The 15,598-nt window shown below is 67.1% G+C and carries 14 protein-coding genes, 2 tRNA genes and 1 pseudogene; 11 read left to right on the top strand and 6 right to left on the bottom strand.

Translation table 11 applies throughout. From position 1 onward, the window contains the following. Window positions 1-23: 23 nt before the first annotated feature. Both B5D37_RS01110 and ribA read right to left on the bottom strand, forming a co-directional pair. Entirely contained in the window at window positions 24-998 is a 975-nt protein-coding gene (locus tag B5D37_RS01110) for a glutathione S-transferase family protein (RefSeq protein ID WP_078756866.1), read from the bottom strand. Window positions 999-1,037: 39 nt separating this feature from the next. Continuing rightward, window positions 1,038-1,697, bottom strand: coding sequence for a GTP cyclohydrolase II (gene ribA, locus B5D37_RS01105; RefSeq protein ID WP_078756865.1), 660 nt, complete (start codon window positions 1,695-1,697; stop codon window positions 1,038-1,040). 156 nt (window positions 1,698-1,853) lie between these two features. On the opposite strand from ribA, the gene B5D37_RS01100 reads away from it, so the two are divergent. The 5 genes from B5D37_RS01100 to B5D37_RS01080 all read left to right on the top strand — a co-directional run bounded on the left by B5D37_RS01100 (window position 1,854) and on the right by B5D37_RS01080 (window position 6,043). Beyond that, a complete protein-coding gene (locus B5D37_RS01100) occupies window positions 1,854-3,623 on the top strand; it encodes a copper resistance system multicopper oxidase (protein ID WP_078756864.1) in 1,770 nt (589 codons plus the stop codon). Next, window positions 3,620-4,591: a copper resistance protein B gene (locus tag B5D37_RS01095; protein ID WP_078756863.1), complete on the top strand. Its 972-nt coding sequence runs from the start codon at window positions 3,620-3,622 to the stop codon at window positions 4,589-4,591. Before B5D37_RS01100 ends, B5D37_RS01095 begins: the two co-directional genes overlap by 4 nt. A gap of 29 nt (window positions 4,592-4,620) precedes the next feature. Further along, window positions 4,621-5,175, top strand: a complete 555-nt coding sequence (locus B5D37_RS01090; protein WP_200809184.1) for a DUF411 domain-containing protein — start codon at window positions 4,621-4,623, stop codon at window positions 5,173-5,175. Between the two features lie 91 nt (window positions 5,176-5,266). After that, window positions 5,267-5,620 carry a four-helix bundle copper-binding protein gene (locus tag B5D37_RS01085; protein WP_078756862.1) on the top strand — a complete coding sequence of 118 codons (354 nt, stop codon included), beginning with the start codon at window positions 5,267-5,269 and terminating at the stop codon, window positions 5,618-5,620. Between the two features lie 18 nt (window positions 5,621-5,638). After that, window positions 5,639-6,043, top strand: coding sequence for a hypothetical protein (locus tag B5D37_RS01080; protein ID WP_078756861.1), 405 nt, complete (start codon window positions 5,639-5,641; stop codon window positions 6,041-6,043). Window positions 6,044-6,055: 12 nt separating this feature from the next. On the opposite strand, the gene B5D37_RS01075 is transcribed toward B5D37_RS01080, so the two are convergent. Beyond that, window positions 6,056-7,093: a LysR family transcriptional regulator gene (locus B5D37_RS01075; protein WP_078757424.1), complete on the bottom strand. Its 1,038-nt coding sequence runs from the start codon at window positions 7,091-7,093 to the stop codon at window positions 6,056-6,058. 341 nt (window positions 7,094-7,434) lie between these two features. Here B5D37_RS01075 and B5D37_RS01070 point away from each other — a divergent pair, with 341 nt between their 5' ends. From B5D37_RS01070 to B5D37_RS01050, 6 genes and pseudogenes are all read left to right on the top strand, one after another. Continuing rightward, the gene (locus B5D37_RS01070) at window positions 7,435-8,259 is read left to right on the top strand and encodes an SDR family NAD(P)-dependent oxidoreductase (protein ID WP_078756860.1); all 825 of its coding nucleotides are present in this window, start codon (window positions 7,435-7,437) and stop codon (window positions 8,257-8,259) included. Window positions 8,260-8,348: 89 nt separating this feature from the next. After that, entirely contained in the window at window positions 8,349-9,503 is a 1,155-nt protein-coding gene (locus tag B5D37_RS01065; RefSeq protein ID WP_234987659.1) for an efflux RND transporter periplasmic adaptor subunit, read from the top strand. Window positions 9,504-9,641: 138 nt separating this feature from the next. Next, window positions 9,642-12,809 carry an efflux RND transporter permease subunit gene (locus B5D37_RS01060; protein ID WP_078756858.1) on the top strand — a complete coding sequence of 1,056 codons (3,168 nt, stop codon included), beginning with the start codon at window positions 9,642-9,644 and terminating at the stop codon, window positions 12,807-12,809. Next, window positions 12,802-13,224, top strand: a pseudogene (locus B5D37_RS15310) (hypothetical protein); the annotation flags it as partial. The gene B5D37_RS01060 and the pseudogene B5D37_RS15310, both read left to right, overlap by 8 nt. Window positions 13,225-13,235: 11 nt before the next feature. Further along, the gene (locus B5D37_RS01055) at window positions 13,236-14,264 is read left to right on the top strand and encodes a TolC family protein (RefSeq protein ID WP_200809160.1); all 1,029 of its coding nucleotides are present in this window, start codon (window positions 13,236-13,238) and stop codon (window positions 14,262-14,264) included. A gap of 82 nt (window positions 14,265-14,346) precedes the next feature. Then, window positions 14,347-14,733, top strand: a complete 387-nt coding sequence (locus B5D37_RS01050) for a DUF1622 domain-containing protein (RefSeq protein WP_200809159.1) — start codon at window positions 14,347-14,349, stop codon at window positions 14,731-14,733. Window positions 14,734-14,785: 52 nt separating this feature from the next. Here the strand turns inward: B5D37_RS01050 and B5D37_RS01045 are convergent. From B5D37_RS01045 to B5D37_RS01035, 3 genes are all read right to left on the bottom strand, one after another. After that, window positions 14,786-14,861, bottom strand: a tRNA-Glu gene (locus tag B5D37_RS01045). Between the two features lie 64 nt (window positions 14,862-14,925). Then, window positions 14,926-15,001 (bottom strand) — tRNA-Ala (locus B5D37_RS01040). A gap of 44 nt (window positions 15,002-15,045) precedes the next feature. Next, window positions 15,046-15,540, bottom strand: a complete 495-nt coding sequence (locus tag B5D37_RS01035; protein WP_078756857.1) for a DUF1249 domain-containing protein — start codon at window positions 15,538-15,540, stop codon at window positions 15,046-15,048. Window positions 15,541-15,598: the final 58 nt, after the last annotated feature.

Here is a 15,598-nt window from a genome sequence, read left to right as displayed (position 1 = left end):
CCATGGCAGGGCACCACGCTCCCCTACTCCGCACGCCCATGCGGCGCATCCAGGTCCAGCGCCGGGCCCTTCGGCACGATGCCGTTCGGGTTGATGGTGCCGTGGCTGCGGTAGTAGTGCTCCTTGATGTGCTGCAGGTCCAGCGTCTGGGCGACGCCAGACCACTGGTACAGCTCGCGCGTGTATGCCCACAGGTTCGGGAAGTCCGACAACCGCCGCAGGTTGCACTTGAAGTGGCCGTGGTAGACAGCATCGAAGCGGATCAGGGTCGTAAACAAGCGCCAATCCGCCTCGGTGATGCGGTCGCCCGTCAGGTACCGCTGTCGCGACAGGCGCTCTTCCAGCCCCTCGAGCGACTCGAATAGCGCGGTCACCTCGCGCTCGTAGACGTCCTGCGCGGTGGCGAAGCCGGCCTTGTACACGCCGTTGTTGATGGTGTCGTAGACGTGGCTGTTGGTCTGGTCGATCTGCTCCAGCAATTCGGCGGGCGCATAGTCACCGGGCGTGGCGCCGACGCCATCGAAAGCGGAGTTCAGCATGCGGATGATCTCGGCCGACTCGTTGTTGACGATGGTGTTGCGCTCAAGGTCCCACAGCACCGGTACCGTCACCCTGCCGCTGTAGTCCGGGCGGGCGCGCTGGTAGACCTGATACAGATAGTCGGCGTTGTCCACGGGATCCGGCACCACGCCGGGCGCGGGGTCGAAGGTCCAGCCGTTCTCGGCCATCAGCGGGTTCACCACCGAGACGCTGATCATGTCCTGCAGGCCCTTCAGGGCGCGGAAGATCAGGGTGCGATGGGCCCACGGGCAGGCCAGTGACACATACAGGTGGTAACGGCCGGGCTCCGCGGCGAAGCCACCTTCCCCGCTGGGGCCGGGGCTGCCGTCGGGGGTGATCCAGTTGCGGAGCTGGGCGTCGCTGCGGACGAACTTCCCGCCCGTGCTCTTGGTGTCGTACCACTGATCGACCCATTTGCCGTCTACTAGCAGGCCCATGTTCTCCTCCGCTGGTGTGGTGTGCCCTGCCCCGCTTGTTCAGGAGGTGGGCGCGCCGCCGGTGCCGGCGGCGAACAGATGACCCAGGCGTGCGGCCTTGGTCTCGAGATAGCGCTGGTTGGCCGTGTTGTGGCCGGCCAGGATCGGCTGCCGCTCGATGACCTGCATACCGGCGGCCTGCAGCGCGGACACTTTCGCTGGGTTGTTGGTCATCAGGCGCAGCCGCTGCACGCCGAAGTGCTTCAGCAGCGGGGCGCAGACGGCGTAGTCGCGCATGTCGGCCGGGAATCCGAGCTGTTCGTTGGCTTCGACCGTATCCGCGCCGGCATCCTGCAGCTGGTAGGCGCGGATCTTGTTGGCCAGGCCGACGCCCCGCCCTTCCTGCCGCAGGTAGAGCACGATGCCGCGGCCTTCGGTCGCGATGCGCCGCAGGGCCTCCTCCAGCTGGGCGCCGCAGTCGCAGCGCTGGCTGAAGAGCGCGTCACCGGTCAGGCATTCCGAATGCACCCGGGCCAGCACCGGGGCGCTGTCGTCCAGCTCGCCGAGGGTGATCGCCAGGTGTTCCTTGCCGCTGTCCGGATCAACGAATCCATGCAGCCGGAAGGTGGCCCACGGCGTGGGCAGCTCGCAGGCACCGATGAACTCGGGCAGCCGCGCGGCGCTTTCCAGCGCGTTGGCAATGGGGGCGGTTTGCGACATGACGGCATTATCCGTCGTCGTCGATGCCGGAACAATGACGTTATCCGGGACTTATTGTTGCGCCAGCCGCCCCGCCCTCGGCCTGACCTCGATCATTGACCTTCCATCGGTGGCAAGGCCCACTATCGTGCGCGCCTGCAGACCCGGAACCGAACAATGCGTGACCGATCGCTCCCCAACCCGTCCGTGGACAGTGGCCGCCGCCGCTTCGTCACCGGCCTTGCCGTGGGCGGGATCGCCGGTGGCCTTGGGCTGTGGCGGCTGCCCGCCCGCGCCGCGAGCGGATACGCGACGGGGCCGGAGACGCTGACGGGCACCACGTTCGATCTTTCCATCGGTTCTTCGCCGGTGAATTTCACCGGCTCCACCCGCTCCGCCCTGACGATCAACGGTTCGCTGCCGGGCCCGCTGCTGCGTTGGCGCGAAGGCACGGATGTCACCCTGCGGGTCGCCAACCGGCTGCAGGGCGTCAGCTCCATCCACTGGCATGGCCTGCTGCTGCCGGCCAACATGGATGGCGTGCCGGGGCTGAGCTTCAACGGCATCCAGCCTGGCGAGACCTTTACCTACCGGTTCGATGTCCGTCAGTCGGGCACCTACTGGTACCACAGCCATTCGCTGTTCCAGGAACAGGCCGGGCTGTACGGCGCGATCATCGTCGATCCGGCGCAGCCCCCGCCCTACCGTTACGATCGCGAGCACGTGGTCCTGCTGTCGGACTGGACCGACATGGATCCCGCCGCGCTGTTCCGTCGCATGAAGAAGGTCGCCGAGCACGACAACTTCTACAAGCGCACCGTCGGCGACTTCTTCAACGACGTCGAGCAACATGGGCTCGAGGCCACCATGGCCGACCGCGGCATGTGGGGCCGCATGCGGATGACGCCGACCGACATCTCCGACATCAACGCCCACACCTATACCTACCTGATGAACGGAACGGCGCCGGGTGGCAACTGGACCGGCCTGTTCCGCCCGGGCGAAAAGGTACTGCTCCGTTTCATCAACGCATCGGCGATGACCTACTTCGACGTCCGCATCCCGGGCCTGAGGATGACCGTGGTCGCCGCCGACGGCCAGTACATCCACCCCGTGAGCGTCGACGAGCTCCGCATTGCGGTCGCCGAAACCTTCGACGTACTGGTGGAGCCGGCCGGCGCCGACGCCTTCACGATCTTCGCCCAGGACATGGGCCGTACCGGCTACGCGCGTGGCACCCTCGCGGTCCGCGAAGGGCTGCAGCCCGGCGTGCCAGCGCTGGATCCCCGCCCGATCCTGACCATGGACGACATGGGCCACGGCGGCATGGACCACGCGGCGATGGGCCACGGTAGCGGCGGTGCCGTCGACCATGCCGCCATGGGCCACGACATGGCAGGCATGGACCACGGCAGCGGTGGCATGCAGTCCCATCCACCGAGCGAAACCGGCAACCCGCTGGTCGACATGCAGACGATGTCGCCGGCCCCGAAGCTCGACGACCCGGGCATCGGCCTGCGCGGCAACGGTCGCAAGGTCCTGACCTACGCCGACATGAAGAGCGCATTCCCCGATCCCGACGGGCGCGAGCCGTCACGCACGGTGGAGCTGCACCTGACCGGGCACATGGAGAAGTTCGCCTGGTCGTTCGATGGCATCAAGTTCAACGACGCCGAACCGCTGCGGCTGAACTACGGCGAGCGCATGCGCATCGTGCTGGTCAACGACACCATGATGACCCACCCGATCCACCTGCACGGCATGTGGAGCGATGTAGAAGACGAAGCCGGTGAATTCCACCTGCGCAAGCACACCGTCGACATGCCGCCGGGCACACGGCGCAGCTACCGGGTGCGCGCCGATGCCCTGGGCCGCTGGGCGTACCACTGCCACCTGCTGTACCACATGGAAGCCGGCATGATGCGCGAAGTGCAGGTGGTCGAATGAATCGCCGTCGCTCGCTCCCACTCGTACTACTTCCGGTGATGTGCCTTGGCGCTGCTGGTGCCGTGGTCGCCCAAGAGGACCACTCGCACCATGGACAACACCCGCCGGTCGAGGAGCGCGAGCCCACGCCGACCGCGGAGCAGCCCGTCGAACATACGGCCATGGACCACTCGACCATGGACCATTCCGCCATGGATCACGATCCCGTCGACCACGAGGCGATGGGCCATGCGATGCCGGATGGCCCTGCCCCGGCCGAGCCGATCACTCCGATCCCGCCGCTGACCGATGCCGATCGCGCCGCGGCCTTCCCCGAGCTGCACCATGCGATGCACCACGATTCCGGGATCAACAGCTTCGTGCTGTTCAACCGCCTGGAGGGCTGGGACGCCGACCATGGCAGGGCCTTTGCCTGGGAGGGCCAGGGCTGGATCGGCACCGACGTCAACCGGCTCTGGTTCCGGACCGAGGGTGAGCGGGAAGACTCAGCCACCCACTCGGCCGACCTGGAGCTGCTGTACGGGCGCGGGGTGACAGCCTGGTGGGACGTGGTCGCGGGCGTGCGCCAGGAGTTCCAGCCGGCTGGCCGGACCTGGGCGGCCATCGGCGTGCAGGGTCTTGCACCGTATATGTTCGAGACGCAGGCAACCCTCTACGTGGACGAAGACGGCCGGGTGGAAGCCAACGTGGAAGTCGAGTATGAGCTGCTGCTGACCAACCGCCTGGTCCTGCAGCCGCTGGTCGAGGTGAACTTTGCCGCCCGCGACGATGTCGAACGCGGGGTGGGTGCTGGCCTGTCCACTGCCGAAGCCGGACTGCGGCTGCGATACGAGTTCACCCGCAAGTTCGCTCCCTACGTCGGGCTTGCCCATGAACGCGCTTTCGGAGGCACCGCTGATCTGGGTCGGGCTTCCGGCGAACCCGAAGCCGATACCCGCTGGGTAGTGGGCCTTCGTACCTGGTTTTGAGAATGCCCTGAGAGGACGACCCAATGAAGATGCAACACCTGCTTGCCACCACGCTCTCCCTCGCCGTGCTCGCTGTCCTTCCTGCCTGCGCGAAGGATGCCCCTCCTCCGGCCGCGAATGCGGAGAGTTCCGCGCCCGCCTCGCCCGCGGCGGACGTCAATGCCGGTGCCGATGCGGGCGCCACGAGCGACACCGGCCTGGTACTGCCCACGGTGCTCGTGCACAAGAGCCCGAGCTGCGGCTGCTGCGGGAACTGGGTCACCCACATGCAGGAAGCCGGCTTCCAGGTCGAGGTCCGCAACGTCGACAACGTCAACGAGGTCAAAGAGCGCGTGGGCGTGCCGCTGGGCAAGGGCTCCTGCCACACCGCCGAAGTGGGTGGCTACTTCGTGGAAGGGCATGTACCTGCGGCCGACGTGAAGCGCCTGCTCACCGACGCGCCGGAGGCCAAGGGCCTGGTAGTGCCGGGCATGCCGGCCGGTTCCCCTGGCATGGAGATGCCGGACGGAAGGGTGCAGCCGTACACCGTCGAACTCGTCGCACATGACGGCAGCACCAGCGAGTTTTCACGGCACGGTGAGTAGCCGCTGACATCGGGGAAACACGGGCGGCGCTAGGTTGGGCCGGTGCCGCGGACGCACCGGATCGTCCGCTTCCAGCTACCAGGAGCCCGACATGACACATCACAGCGCCGAACACCGCAGCCCCGAGATGAACGAGTGCATCGACAACTGCACCCGTTGCCACGCGATCTGCCTGGAGACGATCAGCTATTGCCTGTCCAAGGGCGGCAAGCACGCCGAGCCCTCGCATATCGCGTTGATGTCCGTCTGCGCGGACATCTGTGCCACCAGTGCCGATGCGATGCTGCGCGGCGCCGAAGTACACCAGTACACCTGTGGCGCATGTGCGGAGGTTTGCCGCAAGTGCGCCGACCATTGCGCCAGCATGGGCGAGGACGCCGAGATGCAGCGCTGCGCCGACATCTGCCGCCGTTGCGCCGACACTTGCGCGAGAATGGCGGCCTGACATCAGGTACACACACCCATGACCGTGCGTTCAAAAGCCAAGCGTGATGCCAACCGGAAGAAGCAGGACCGCAATGAAGACGGTGGCGGTACGGTCGAAGGGCATGCCGAGCTGCGGGACCCGAGTGGGCAGCTGCTCGGCGGTATTGCCCGGAAAGACGGCGAATGGGTGCTCGGCCTCGATGGCCGGATGGTCGGCGGGTCGGACAGCGCGGCGACCATCCTGTCCATGCTGAAGCGCGCAGCGGCCATGCACGAGCGAGCGGGCAACAAGGTAACCCTGAAGTTCTCCGATGCGTTGCGTGCGGCGGCAGAGGAAGACGCGCGCCTGCAGGGGATGAGCCTGGAGGCGTTCCAGGAGCGCCTGGAGCGGGAGCTGCCGCGCGCGGAGGCGCCGGTCAGCGCGCCCCCTTCCACCCATTGAGCCGATAGCGCCTCAGGCGGCGATCTCCTCGGCCTTGCGCCTAGCGGCGGTGGTCGCGACTTCCGCGGCCTTCTGCGCCTCGAGTGGAACCGTGCCGTCGCAAGCGCCCTTCTCTCCCTGCCGCTGGTTGGGGCACAACGTCTGCATGTAGTCGGCGTCGAAGTTCAAGCGCTCGACCAGGAAATCGACGAACGCGCGGACTTTCGGCGACTGCACGCGGCCGCCCGGGAACAGCGCGTTGAAATCGAGTTTCGGACCGGTCCATCCAGCGAGCACCCGCTGGACGTTGCCGCGCTCGGCATAGGCCTTGATCGTAACGTCACTGGCCAGCATCAGCCCCTCGCCGCACAGCAGCGCACCCTTCAAGGGCCCGGGATCGTTCGCGACCAGCACCGGGTCGACCGGATAGTCCACCTCGCCATTGCCATCGTCGAGCGTCCACGCGTAGTGGCCGTTGCGACGTGACTTGAGCATGGCCAGCGTACGGTGGTGGCGCAGGTCGTCGGGATGAAGTGGCTCCCCGTGTCGCGCGAGATAGGACTGGCTTGCGTACACCTGGGTGCGAAATACCGCAAGTCGTCGCGCCACCAGGTTCGAGTCCGGCAGGTTGCCGATGCGCAGTGCGACATCGAGCTCTTTGTCGATCAGGTCGAGTGACTCGTTGGTCAGTTGCATCTCCACCCGCACTTCCGGGTGGCGGGCGTGGAACTCCCCGAGCAGCGGCGCGATCCAGGTGATGCCGATGTCGTAAGGGGCGGTGAAGCGCAGCCAGCCACGCGGTCCGCTCTGCAGTTGCCCCACCGCGTTCTCGGCTTCATCGAGTTCACGCGCGATGCGCTTGCAGTGTTCGAAGTAGATGTTGCCTGCCTCGGTGACACCGAGCTTGCGCGTGGTCCGGTGCAGCAGTTGCGCGCCCAGTCGCGCTTCCAGGTCCTGGACCTTGCGGCTGACGGTGGTCTTGGGCAGTCGGAGTGACCGGGCGGCGGCGATGAAGCTGCCGTGCTCGACCACCTTCACGAAAATCAGGGTGTCGTTGAGATCGCGGGCCATGGTGCCTCCGTTGTGCGCGCAGTCCATTGACCCGCGTTCGGGACAATTATTCCCCGATCCGATGGCTAATCAAGCAGCCATCGCGGCCATAGGCTGTGTCCTGACCCGACAGGACCACCCGCAGGCCGCCCCATGCCACTCGCTTTCCCCCAGCTGCATGCCCCGACCCCGACAGCCCAAGAGGCCCATGTGTCTGGCGCGAACCCAGCAGCGGCGGGCGTGTCCGGCGACCGGTCCGTCGGGTCGATGGCCGCCATCGCTTTCGGCCGGCACTTGGCCAGATCCTCCTGTCACGGGCTTGACATCCCGTTCACGGGAGAAAAAATCCCGAGGGCGGGACAATGAAGCCGCTCTTCATCGTGCTTGGCGCCACGGGTGGCATCGGCCGTGCCGTGGTCCGCGCCGCACTCGCTGCCGGCTACCCGGTCGCCGCCGTGGCGCGGCGGGAAGACGGCCTGGCTTCGCTACGCACGGAGCATGGACACTCGCCGATCACCCTGGTGCCAGGCTCGGTGGCGACCGATGCCCAGGCATCCGCTCTGGCCGAAGATCTCCGGGCGCTGGACCGGCCCATAGCCGGCATCGTCGCCAGCGTTTGTGGCACGGCAGGGGCGTGCCGCGGCCGCGTGCTCGATCAATCGAGCTCGTTGCTGCAGGGCAAGTTGGAGGCTGACCTGCTTCCGCACCTTGCGGCGGCGCGACACCTGCTGCCCCTCCTGGTGGAAGCAGGCCGCGGCGGCTACCTGATGGTCGGTGGTCCGGGCAGCGAACGGCCGTGGGCCGGCTACGGGCACCGTTCCATCGCCGCCGCCGCACTTCGCATGCTTGCGATGGTGCTGCACGACGAGGCACGTGCGCTCTCGGTCAGGGTGCAACTGCTGACGGTGGATCTTCCCGTCGCGACCGAACACAACCAGGCACACGCGGGCAGCCAGTGGCCGCGCGCACAGACCATCGCCGAGCACGCAGTGGCGCTGGTGACCCGGAGCGGTGCCGACGAAGCCGTCGTGCACTACCCCCGGCAGTCGCCCTCCATCTCCACTTCTTCTTTTGGCCCAGGCAGCGAGCAGCCCCCGGCGGATGCGCGGTGCCAATCCCTCGCCGACATCCGAGCGCTGCTGGGCCGTTTTTCACTTGCAGGATCCAACAAGGACCAACCGTCATGACCTCCCCCCGTCATCCCCGCAATCCCCTCTCCCTCCCCTCTCCGATACCACCTGCGCGGCCCCGGTTCGGGGCGTTGCCGGAGCTCGCCATGGCGGCCGCTGTACTCCTGGCCATCTCGGGCTGCGGTGGCAGCAAGGCCGCGCCCGGCGACGCGATGCCCGCGCCCCAGGTCAGCGTCGCCCAGGTGGTGGAGAAACCCGTGCAGCAGTGGGACGAGTTCAACGGCAGGATCGAAGCGGTCGGTTCGGTGGAGCTCAGGCCCCGCGTGAGCGGCTATGTCGAGCGTGTCGCATTCGAAGAAGGCCAGGAAGTCGCCAAGGGCGATCTCCTGTTCGAGATCGACCCGCGGCCCTACCGCGCCGCGCTGGCCCAGGCCGAAGCCGATCTTGAACGTGCGCGCAGCGAAGCGAAGCTCGCTCGGGCGCAGGACGAACGCGCACGGTCCCTCGTGGAGGCGCGCGCGATCTCCCGCGAAGAGGCCGAGGCGCGTTCGGCGGGGGCCGCACAGGGCACCGCCGCCGTGCGTGCGGCGGAGGCCGCCGTTGCGAGGGCACGACTGGACCTGCAGTTCACCCAGGTACGCGCGCCCATCTCGGGTCGGGCCGGCCGGGCGATGATCACGGCCGGCAACCTTGCCCAGGCGGACACGACGGTGTTGACCAGCGTGGTGTCGCTGGACCCGGTGCATGTGTATTTCGAGGGGGACGAACAGACGTTCCTGAAGTACCAGGCCCTGATGCGCAGCGGCGACCGCGCCGACTCCGGCAACCCGGTACGAATTGGTCTTTCCGGCACCGACGGCTATCCATACGAAGGCGTGGTGGATTTCGTCGACAACCAGGTTGATCCGGCCACCGGCACCATCGGTCTGCGCGCGGTGCTGCCCAACCCGGACCGCTTGTTCACGCCGGGCCTGTTCGCCCGCGTGCAACTGCTCGCGCGCAACGAGAGCGACGCGATGCTCGTGGACGAGAAGGGGATCATGACCGACCAGGACCGGAACTATGTCTACGTCATCGGTCCCGACGACACTGCAGTGCGAAAGGATGTCCGTCTGGGTGACACCGCCGACGGGTTGCGGATCGTCAACGGCCTGGAAAGCGATGACCGCGTCATCGTGCACGGCGTACAGAAGGTGTTCTACCCCGGCATGCAGGTCGATCCGCAGCCGGTGGTGATGGGCGCCCCGCCGGCGCAGCAGGTAGCGGGCAGCGGGGCCGGGGCGGAGCCCTCCTCAGGCTGAAGCCGCCGACCGGGCTGCCGGTCTTTGCAACGGCCGGCAGCGCCTCCGCGCATCAAGCAAGTGCACCACGCCACCTTCCCGCACCGCGGGAGGGAAGGCCCGACTCACGCGGCGTTCGCCGTGCAAGGACTCATCGCCATGGACTTTTCCAGGTTTTTCATTGATCGCCCGATCTTCGCCGCAGTGCTCTCGATCGTGATCTTCGCCGCGGGCGTGATCGCGATCCCGCTGTTGCCGGTCAGCGAGTATCCCGACGTCGTGCCGCCTTCCGTGCAGGTGCGTGCGGTCTACCCCGGCGCCAACCCGAAGGTGATCGCCGAGACGGTCGCCGCTCCGCTCGAGGAGGCGATCAACGGCGTCGAAGACATGATGTACATGAAATCGGTCGCAGGTTCGGACGGCGTGCTGGTCACCACCGTGACCTTCCGCCCCGGCACGGATCCCGACCAGGCCCAGGTACAGGTGCAGAACCGCGTCAGCCAGGCCCAGGCGCGGTTGCCGGAGGACGTGCGCCGGCAAGGCGTGACCACCCAGAAGCAGTCGCCGACGTTGACGATGGTCGTGCACCTGGTCTCCCCGGACGGCCGCTACGACTCCCTCTACATGCGCAACTACGCGACCTTGAAGATCAAGGACGAGATCGCGCGCATCCCCGGCGTTGGCCAAGCCGGCCTGTTCGGCTCGGGTGACTACGCCATGCGCATCTGGCTCGATCCCGACAAGGTTGCCTCGCGCGGCCTGACGGCAGGCGACGTGGTGCAGGCCGTGCGCGAGCAGAACGTGCAGGTGTCCGCCGGACAGTTGGGCGCGGAGCCCACGCCCAACGGCAGCGACTTCCTTGTTTCCATCAACGCACAGGGCCGCCTGCAGACCGAGCGCGAGTTCGGCGACATCGTGATCAAGAGTGGCGGCGATGGCGAGGTGGTGCGCCTCTCGGACGTGGCACGGCTGGAGCTGGGCGCGGGCGACTACACGCTGCGCTCGCAGCTGGACAACAAGGACGCGGTGGCCATACCGATATTCGAATCCCCCGGCGCGAACTCGATCGAACTGTCCAATGCCGTGCGCGAGAAGATGGCCGAACTCTCGACCCGCTTCCCCGAGGGGCTCGAGTACAAGGTCGTCTACGACCCGACGGTGTTCGTGCGCGACTCGATCAAGGCGGTGGTCACCACGCTGCTCGAGGCCGTCCTGCTGGTGGCGCTGGTGGTGATCCTGTTCCTGCAGACCTGGCGGGCATCGATCATTCCGTTGCTGGCCGTCCCGGTGTCGATCGTCGGCACCTTCGCCGCGCTGTACCTGCTGGGCTTCACGATCAATACGCTGACCCTGTTCGGACTGGTGCTCGCGATCGGCATCGTCGTCGACGACGCGATCGTGGTGGTCGAGAACGTCGAGCGGAACATCGAGGAAGGCCTGACCCCGCTGGCTGCCGCGCACCAGGCGATGAAGGAGGTATCCGGGCCGATCATCGCGATTGCCGCTGTGCTGTGCGCGGTGTTCGTACCGATGGCGTTCCTCTCGGGCGTGACCGGCCAGTTCTACAAGCAGTTCGCGGTCACCATTGCGATCTCGACCGTCATCTCGGCGATCAACTCGCTGACCCTCTCCCCCGCCCTGGCCGCCATGCTGCTCAAGCCGCACGGCGCCGCGAAGGATGGACCGACGCGGCTGATCGACCGCCTCTTCGGCTGGGTGTTCCGCCCGTTCAACCGCTTCTTCAATGCCAGTTCCGGGCGTTACCAGACTGCGGTCTCCCGTTCGCTGGGCAAGCGCGGCGCGGTGTTCGGTGTGTACCTGTTGCTGCTGATCGGCGCCGGGATCATGTTCCAGGCGGTGCCCGGCGGCTTCATTCCCACCCAGGACAAGCTGTACCTGATTGGCGGCGCCAAGCTGCCCGAGGGCGCATCGCTGGAGCGTACCAATGAAGTGATCCGCAAGATGAGTACGATCGCCATGGAAACCGAAGGCGTGAGTTCGGCCATCGCCTTCCCGGGCCTGAACGCATTGCAGTTCACCAACACGCCGAACACCGGCACGGTCTTCTTCGGGTTGGAGCCGTTTGGCGACCGTGACCGCAGCGCTGCCGAGATCAATGCCGAGCTCAACCAGAAGCTCGCCGGCATCCAGGAGGGATTCGGCTTCTCGATCATGCCGCCGCCGATCCTCGGGCTCGGCACCGGCTCGGGCTATTCGCTCTTCATCCAGGACCGGGCGGGGCTGGGCTACGGCGCCCTGCAGGACGCGGTCAACGGGTTCTCGGGTGCGGTGTCGCAGACGCCCGGCATGGGCTTCCCCATCAGCACCTACCAGGCCAACGTGCCGCAGCTCGACGTGGACGTCGACCGGTTGAAGGCCAAGGCCCAGGGGGTGTTGATGACCGACCTCTTCGGCACCCTGCAGACCTACCTGGGCTCGTCCTACGTCAACGACTTCAACCGCTTCGGCCGTACCTACCAGGTGATCGCCCAAGCCGACGCCCCGTTCCGGGACAACGCGTCGGACATCGCCAACCTCCGCACGCGCAACGCCAGCGGGGACATGGTCCCGATCGGCAGCATGGTCACGGTGAGCCGTACCTTCGGGCCGGATCCGGTGATCCGCTACAACGGCTATCCCGCCGCCGACCTGATCGGTGAGGCCGACCCGACGGTGCTGTCGTCCGGCGAGGCGATGGCGACGCTGGAAGCGATGGCCCAGGAGGTGCTGCCGGGCGGCATGACTACCGAATGGACCGACCTGAGTTTCCAGCAGGCGACCCAGGGCAACGCCGCACTGGTGGTGTTCCCGCTGGCGGTGATGCTCGCCTTCCTGGTGCTGGCCGCCCTGTACGAAAGCTGGACCCTGCCGCTCGCGGTGATCCTGATCGTGCCGATGACGCTGCTGTCGGCGTTGCTGGGCGTGTGGTTGACCGGCGGCGACAACAACGTGTTCGTACAGGTCGGGCTGGTGGTGCTGATGGGCCTGGCATGCAAGAACGCGATCCTGATCGTCGAGTTCGCCCGTGAACTGGAGATGCAGGGCAAGGGCATCGTCGAAGCCGCGCTGGAGGCCTGTCGCCTGCGCCTGCGCCCGATCGTGATGACTTCGATCGCCTTCATCGCCGGCACGGTGCCGCTGGTGCTGTCTTCCGGTGCCGGGTCGGAGGTCCGCTCCGCTACCGGTATCACCGTCTTCGCCGGAATGCTCGGCGTCACCCTGTTCGGGCTGTTCCTCACACCGGTCTTCTACGTGGCCCTGCGCAAGTTCGTTACCCGACTCGACAGACAGTCCGACAGCGGACTGCAGGAGATCCAACATGCCTGATTACCGCACACGCGCCACCCTCCGCCTCCTGCCGGTGTCGATCCTGGCCCTGGCGCTGGCCGCCTGTACCGTCGGTCCGGACCATGTCCGCCCCACCCTGCCGGTTCCACCGGCGTACTCGGGCGTCGATGGCAGTGCGCAGCCGTCGCCGCAACCGGCCCCGGACGCGGATTTCTGGAACGCCTTCGATGATCCGGTGCTGACCTACCTGGTCGACGAAGCCCTGCTCGCCAACCATGACCTGCGCATCGCCCTGGCACGCTACGACAGCGCCAACGCGCTCCTGCGCGGGGCCCGCTTCGATGCGTTGCCGACGGTGACCGCCAGCGGACAGGCCAGCGATTCGCGGGCAAGCAAGGACCAGTTGCCCGGGGTCGACCGGGCGGCTCGCGATGGCGAGCGATATTCGGCTGGTATCGACGTGGCATGGGAGCTCGACCTGTTCGGCCGCGTGCGCCGGGGCATCGAAGCCAGCCGGCCAACACCGCCGCTGCCGCCGCCGACCTGGGTGCCCTGCAGGTCAGCATCGTGGCCGGTACCGTCCAGAGCTACATGGACCTGCGCGGCCTGCAGGAGCGTTTGCGGGTCGCCCGCGCCAACGCCGACAACCAGCGCGAGACGCTGCGCATCGTGCAGGCGCGCCTGGATGCAGGCAGCGCGACCGACTTCGACCGGTCCCGCGCCAGTGCCCAACTGGAGGCAACGCTTGCCCGGGTGCCGGCGCTGGAGGCGGAAGCGACGGTGCTGATGCACCGGATCGCCGTGCTGACGGGCAAGGCACCCTCCGATCTCCTGACGCAACTGGAGCAGCCGGCGGGCTTGCCGGCGATCCCGGCTGCGGTGGATCCGGGCACGCCGGGCCACCTGCTGCGCCGCCGCCCGGACATCGCCGCGGCCGAGCAGCGCCTGCATGCGGCGACCGCGCGCATCGGTGTCGCGACTGCGGACCTGTTCCCGCGGTTCACCCTCGGCGGCTTGATCGGAAGCCAGGCCATCGATGCAGGTGACCTGTTCGAGCGCGACAGCGAAACCCGGCTGGTGGCGCTGGGCGTCGACTGGTCGTTCCTCGACATCGGACGGGTCAAGGCGCGGATGGCTGCCGCCGATGCGGATGCTTCGGGCGAACTCGCGCGCTACCAGCAGACCGTCCTGCTTGCGCTGGAGGAAACGGAAAATGCGCTGGTGCGCTACCAGCGCTCCCGCGAAGAGGACACCCACCTGAGCCAGGCGGCGCTCGACAGCACCCGCGCCGCCGAGCTCGCACGCATCCGCTACGACGCCGGAGCCACGGGCCTGCTGGAAGTGCTGGACGCCGAACGGGTGCGGCTCCAGGCCCAGGATGCCCTGGCCGCGGTCCGCACCCGGACCGCCAACAATGCGGTGGCGGTCTACAAGACGCTGGCCGGCGGCTGGCCGGACCGCATCCCGCTACGCGAGAACGTCGGAAACGGTTGAGCTGCTCGTTCGATGCCGCGCATGGACCCCATCGTCACGCCGGCCAAGGAACATCGGACCTCCACCCCGGCGGGAGCGTCCCTTGGACACACTGAGCAACGTCGCGCACCAGGCCACGCAGTTCGCCACGCTGCTGCTGGAAATGCTGGGCGTGGCGGTGATCGTGCTGGGTTTCGCCTACTCGCTGTTCCGCACCCTGCGACACCCGGACGGGGAGATCGGGCGCTACCAGCAGCTTCGACAGGACCTGGGCCGGAGCATCCTGCTCGGCCTGGAGTTGCTGGTAGCCGGCGACATCATCCGCACGGTCAGTGTCGAGCCGACCATGGAGGGCGTGCTGGTGTTGGGGATGATTGTCCTGGTCCGCACCTTCCTCAGCATTTCGCTGGAAGTGGAGCTCGAGGGCCGCTGGCCCTGGAAGCGGCACGAAGGCACGCCCGGCGAGCGCGACGCCGGGATCCGCGGCTGACACGCATAAACAAAGAGGGCCGCCTTTCGGCAGCCCTGTTTGCTTGAAGAAGTGGCGTCCCCACGGGGATTCGAACCCCGGTCGCAACCGTGAAAGGGTTGTGTCCTAGGCCTCTAGACGATGGGGACGCAGGGGTCCTTCGCACTTTGGCCGACTGCTTTCACTCAGTCGAGTAACGAAGAACCTTTGAAGTGGTGGAGCCAGGCGGGATCGAACCGCCGACCTCTACAATGCCATTGTAGCGCTCTCCCAGCTGAGCTATGGCCCCACGTGCTGGAAAGTCGACAAGCTTAAGGATGAGTTCCGAAGTCGTCAAGCGGTCTTTTGCAGATCGGGCGGAATTTTTTCGACGGCCGCCAAAGTGTGGATGCCGTGGCCGCGGTCACCCAGGTACTGCAGCCATTTGCCGAGGAAGGTGTTCATCCGCATGCGGTGGTCGATCAGCTCGGCCGCGGGCGGATACATGCCGATCACGTCCTGCCATCGGCGCCCGATATAGCAATGGGTCGCCTCGAGCTGGCGCGCGTCGTGGTACTGGCGCAGGTACGCGGACGGGTCTGGTTCGCCGGTGACCGGATCGGCCATGCTGTAGCTCAGGCGCAGTTCGGTGGTGTAGCGGTGCTGCTCCAGTACGTCCACCCGCAGGTCCAGTCCGTCGCCGACGCTGGACACGTGCCGCCCCTGCTCCATCCGGGCGGTCTGGAAGAGACCCGACAGGCGGTCGTGGTTCTCGGTGTACAGCCCCATGAGCCAGCCGAAGCGGCTCAGGGTCGGGATGTGCATGCGGCGGGTGGTGACGGTGCTCATTCCCCGATGCTACACGGGGGTCGGCCGCCGCGGCAGCCGGTGCGGGCACAGGTCACCG

This window comes from Lysobacter spongiicola DSM 21749 (assembly GCF_900167055.1).
Classification (GTDB): domain Bacteria; phylum Pseudomonadota; class Gammaproteobacteria; order Xanthomonadales; family Xanthomonadaceae; genus Novilysobacter; species Novilysobacter spongiicola.
This window is presented reverse-complemented; position numbering and strand designations above follow the sequence as displayed.

Bases quoted from the DNA above. Each gene is read 5' to 3' on its own strand.
- B5D37_RS01110 (WP_078756866.1), bottom strand. From the start codon at position 998: ATGGGCCTGCTAGTAGACGGCAAATGGGTCGATCAGTGGTACGACACC.
- ribA (WP_078756865.1), bottom strand. From the start codon at position 1,697: ATGTCGCAAACCGCCCCCATTGCCAACGCGCTGGAAAGCGCCGCGCGG.
- B5D37_RS01100 (WP_078756864.1), top strand. From the start codon at position 1,854: ATGCGTGACCGATCGCTCCCCAACCCGTCCGTGGACAGTGGCCGCCGC.
- B5D37_RS01095 (WP_078756863.1), top strand. From the start codon at position 3,620: ATGAATCGCCGTCGCTCGCTCCCACTCGTACTACTTCCGGTGATGTGC.
- B5D37_RS01090 (WP_200809184.1), top strand. From the start codon at position 4,621: ATGCAACACCTGCTTGCCACCACGCTCTCCCTCGCCGTGCTCGCTGTC.
- B5D37_RS01085 (WP_078756862.1), top strand. From the start codon at position 5,267: ATGACACATCACAGCGCCGAACACCGCAGCCCCGAGATGAACGAGTGC.
- B5D37_RS01080 (WP_078756861.1), top strand. From the start codon at position 5,639: ATGACCGTGCGTTCAAAAGCCAAGCGTGATGCCAACCGGAAGAAGCAG.
- B5D37_RS01075 (WP_078757424.1), bottom strand. From the start codon at position 7,093: ATGGCCCGCGATCTCAACGACACCCTGATTTTCGTGAAGGTGGTCGAG.
- B5D37_RS01070 (WP_078756860.1), top strand. From the start codon at position 7,435: ATGAAGCCGCTCTTCATCGTGCTTGGCGCCACGGGTGGCATCGGCCGT.
- B5D37_RS01065 (WP_234987659.1), top strand. From the start codon at position 8,349: ATGGCGGCCGCTGTACTCCTGGCCATCTCGGGCTGCGGTGGCAGCAAG.
- B5D37_RS01060 (WP_078756858.1), top strand. From the start codon at position 9,642: ATGGACTTTTCCAGGTTTTTCATTGATCGCCCGATCTTCGCCGCAGTG.
- B5D37_RS01055 (WP_200809160.1), top strand. From the start codon at position 13,236: ATGGGAGCTCGACCTGTTCGGCCGCGTGCGCCGGGGCATCGAAGCCAG.
- B5D37_RS01035 (WP_078756857.1), bottom strand. From the start codon at position 15,540: ATGAGCACCGTCACCACCCGCCGCATGCACATCCCGACCCTGAGCCGC.